Annotated in this window: 4 protein-coding genes; all 4 read right to left on the reverse strand. The window is 73.1% G+C overall.

What is annotated here, in order from left to right; genetic code table 11:
• On the reverse strand, window positions 1–346 hold a 346-nt coding region (locus IEY91_RS41335; RefSeq protein ID WP_189177897.1), incomplete at its 3' end, for an AfsR/SARP family transcriptional regulator.
• Between the two features lie 351 nt (window positions 347–697).
• On the reverse strand, window positions 698–1,354 hold the full coding sequence (locus IEY91_RS41340; RefSeq protein WP_189177898.1) for a ScbR family autoregulator-binding transcription factor: 657 nt from the start codon (window positions 1,352–1,354) through the stop codon (window positions 698–700).
• A 44-nt stretch (window positions 1,355–1,398) separates the two neighbouring features.
• On the reverse strand, window positions 1,399–2,991 hold the full coding sequence (locus tag IEY91_RS41345) for an acyl-CoA carboxylase subunit beta (RefSeq protein ID WP_164316828.1): 1,593 nt from the start codon (window positions 2,989–2,991) through the stop codon (window positions 1,399–1,401).
• A gap of 117 nt (window positions 2,992–3,108) precedes the next feature.
• Window positions 3,109–3,399, reverse strand: coding sequence for an acyl-CoA carboxylase subunit epsilon (locus IEY91_RS41350; RefSeq protein WP_189177899.1), 291 nt, complete (start codon window positions 3,397–3,399; stop codon window positions 3,109–3,111).
• Window positions 3,400–3,520 lie beyond the last annotated feature (121 nt).

The raw sequence follows: 3,520 nt of genomic DNA on the forward strand, positions 1-3,520 counted from the left end.
GCCCGCCCCCCGCACACAGCCGGTAACCATTCGGCGTCGTCACCAGCACCTCCTTCGCACAACGCACCGCGGCACCGTCGCGGGCGCCCGGGCCGGGGGCGGTTCTGTCGTGGGCCAGGGCGCGGGCGATGCGTTCACGCAGCTGCAGGACGTAGGTCTGCAGGGTGGTGCGGGCGCTGCGCGGGGGTGTGGTGCCCCACAGTTCCTCGGTCAGGGAGGCGACGGGCACGATGCGGTCGGCGTGCAGGGCGAGCAGGGCCAGGACCTGGCGGGGCTTGGGGGCCGTGGGGGTCAGGGAGATCCCGTTCTCCCGTACGGCGAATGCGCCGAGTACGTCGATGTCCACAGCGTCTCCCTGGACGTGGATGATGCCGCTCGCGGAAGGCGGTTGCCGCCACACAGCGATTCAAGAAGGTTCCGGACACCCTGTCAATACAAAACCGCACGGATGGTTTGTATGTTTCGGGTGAATTCCGCTGCCCTGTCACCCGCCCGCGCCCACCGCGACGAGCGGTACTCAAGGCTCCGTCGAGGGGAAGGGGCCTGACCGGGCGGGGAGTTGGGGGGCGCCGGCGGGGCGGGGGCGCCCGGCCGGCGCGGGGGCGCCCGGCCGGCGCGGGGCGGTGCGGGACGGCGGAGGGACGGCGCGGGGGCGGCGCGGGGGCGGCCGTTCACCGAAACGGCGTACGTGGTTTGTTTATGGGTGGGGGGTGTGGGCGGGAGCGGCGGGGCCGGGGCCGTGCGGGACGAGTTCGGGGAGGCGTTCGGGGGAGGCCAGGCGGGGCAGCATCAGCTCCCAGTACTGCGACAGGGTGCGCCGCGAGACCCACTTGGGGTCCTTGATGCCCAGGACCTCAAATCCCACGGTGGCGGCGACGACGGCGGTGCAGGCCTCGGCGGCCGAGACGCCGTCGGCGAGTTCGCCGTTGTCCTTGGCGGTGTGCAGCACCATGTCGATCCAGTGCTGCCACTCCCCGCGCAGGTCGGTGGCCTCGGTTTCGCCGCGGCGCGGGGCGGTGCCCACCAGTTCGAAGCCGGCCCTGACCACCGCGTCCTCGTCCAGGCTGTTCATCAGCGCGTGGGTGGCGTCGATGAGGCGCTGCAGGGCGCTGTCCTGGCGCTGTTCGGCGGCGACGGTGATGGCGCGGACGGTGTCGGCGGCGGCGGCCTCCACGGCCCGGGCCAGGTCGTGCTTGTTCTCGAAGTGGAAGTGCAGGGCGCCGTTGCTCACCCCGGCTCTTCTGCTGATGGTGGACAGGGTGGTGGGCACGAAGCCGTCCTCGGCGAATGCCTCGGCCGCCGCCCGCATCAGCGACTGACGCGTGCGCGCGGCACGCTCCTGCTGCACCATCATCCTTCTCCTGACTGTGTGTCAAACTCCCCCGTGGCTCTGGTCGGTCACTGCGGTGGGTTGCCGTGTTTGCGTGAGGGCAGGTCGGCGTGCTTGGTGCGCAGCATGGCAAGGGAGGCGATCAGCACGCCGCGGGTGGCGGCCGGGTCGATGACGTCGTCGATGAGGCCGCGTTCGGCGGCGTAGTAGGGGTGCATGAGCTCCTGGCGGTACTCCTCGACCAGGGCCGCGCGCATGGCCCCGGGGTCGTCGGCGGCGGCGATCTGGCGGCGGAAGATGACGTTCGCGGCGCCCTCGGCGCCCATCACGGCGATCTCGTTGGTCGGCCAGGCGTAGGTGAGGTCGGCGCCGATGGACTGGGAGTCCATGACGATGTAGGCGCCGCCGTAGGCCTTGCGCAGGACCAGGGAGATCCGCGGCACGGTCGCGTTGCAGTAGGCGTACAGGAGTTTCGCGCCGTGGCGGATGATGCCGCCGTGCTCCTGGTCCACGCCGGGAAGGAAGCCGGGGACGTCCAGGAGGGTGACCAGGGCGATGTTGAAGGCGTCGCACAGGGCCACGAAGCGGGCGGCCTTCTCCGAGGCGGCGATGTCCAGCACCCCGGCCAGGACCTTGGGCTGGCTGGCGACGATGCCCACCACCTGCCCGTCCAGGCGGGCCAGGGCGCAGATGACGTTGGGCGCCCAGGCCTCGTGGACCTCCAGGAAGTCGCCGTCGTCGACGAGTTCACCGATCACCGCGCGCATGTCGTAGGGGCGGCTGCCGTCGGCCGGCACCAGGTCGTACAGCGCCTCGCAGCGCCGGGAGGCGGGATCGGCGGTGGGCGCCGCCGGCGGGGGGGTGCGGTTGTTGGAGGGCAGCATCGAGACGAGGTAGCGGACCTCGGCCAGGCAGGTGGCCTCGTCGTCGTAGGCGAAGTGGCACACCCCCGAGGTCTCGGCGTGCACGTCCGCCCCGCCCAGGCCGTTGTGGGTGATCTCCTCGCCGGTCACCGCGCGCACCACGTCGGGTCCGGTGATGAACATCTGCGAGGTCTCGCGGACCATGAACACGAAGTCGGTCAGCGCGGGACTGTAGGCGGCGCCGCCCGCGCACGGGCCCAGCATCACCGAGATCTGCGGGATCACGCCGGAGGCCCGGGTGTTGCGCTGGAAGATCCCGCCGTAGCCGGCGAGGGCGGAGACGCCCTCCTGGATGCGGGCGCCGGCGCCGTCGTTGAGGGAGATCAGCGGCGCGCCCGCCGCCAGCGCCATGTCCATGATCTTGTGGATCTTCGCGGCGTGCGTCTCGCCCAGCGCGCCGCCGAAGATGCGGAAGTCGTGCGCGTACACGAAGACCGTGCGGCCCTCCACCGTGCCCCAGCCCGTGATCACCCCGTCGGTGTAGGGCCGGTTGTCCGCGAGGCCGAAACCGCTCGCCCGGTGCCGGCGCAGCTGCCCCGCCTCGCAGAAGGAGCCCTCGTCGAGCAGCAGCGCGATGCGCTCGCGCGCGGTCAGCTTGCCCCGGGCGCGCTGCGCCTTGGTGGCCTTCTCGCCCGGCCCGTCCAGCGCCAGCGCGCGGATCGCCGCCAGCTCCGCCGTACGGCCCCGCGCGTCGGCCGGCAACACCGCCGGCGCCCCGGGCTCAGTCACCGTCGCCATGGCATCCCCTTTCCCGTGATTGCCGTGTGTCGGCACGGGCACGGCCGGCCGGGCCGTCACCCGCAGAGTAACAAACCGCATGCATGGTTTCTTTAGGTGGTGGGCGGAGTTGGCCGATCATCGCCCCTCGCCGCCCGGCGGACAGCGCCAGCTGACCGGCGCCCGGTAGGCACCGCTGCCCGCGGGAGCGGGCCAGCAGCCGCACCCCTGCTCGCCGCCGCCGTAGCCCCCGGGGCCGCCTGCGCCGCCGTGGCGGGCGCCCGCACCCGGGCCCTCGCGCGGGCCCGCGGGGTCGCGGCCGGCGGCGAGCAGGGCGGTCAACGCCACGGTGAGCGCGGCCAGTTCCTCCTCGGTGACCTGCCCGCGTTCGATCCTGAGCAGGGCGGGCTCGCCCTGGGCACTGTGCATGGGCCCTCCTCGCGTTGCGCCCACGCTCTGCCGGACGGCTCAAGACGGGCTCGGATCCGGGTGGAGAGAGGGCCGCGCGGGGGCAGGGGGCCGGGGGGGGCGGGCGGGGTGGGGTGGCGGC

Origin of the sequence: Streptomyces lasiicapitis (assembly GCF_014646335.1) — a bacterium.
Taxonomy (GTDB): domain Bacteria; phylum Actinomycetota; class Actinomycetes; order Streptomycetales; family Streptomycetaceae; genus Streptomyces; species Streptomyces lasiicapitis.

Excerpts from the sequence above, each read along its gene's own strand:
- IEY91_RS41350 (WP_189177899.1), bottom strand. The coding sequence starts at position 3,399 with ATGCACAGTGCCCAGGGCGAGCCCGCCCTGCTCAGGATCGAACGCGGG.
- IEY91_RS41340 (WP_189177898.1), bottom strand. The coding sequence starts at position 1,354 with ATGATGGTGCAGCAGGAGCGTGCCGCGCGCACGCGTCAGTCGCTGATG.
- IEY91_RS41345 (WP_164316828.1), bottom strand. The coding sequence starts at position 2,991 with ATGGCGACGGTGACTGAGCCCGGGGCGCCGGCGGTGTTGCCGGCCGAC.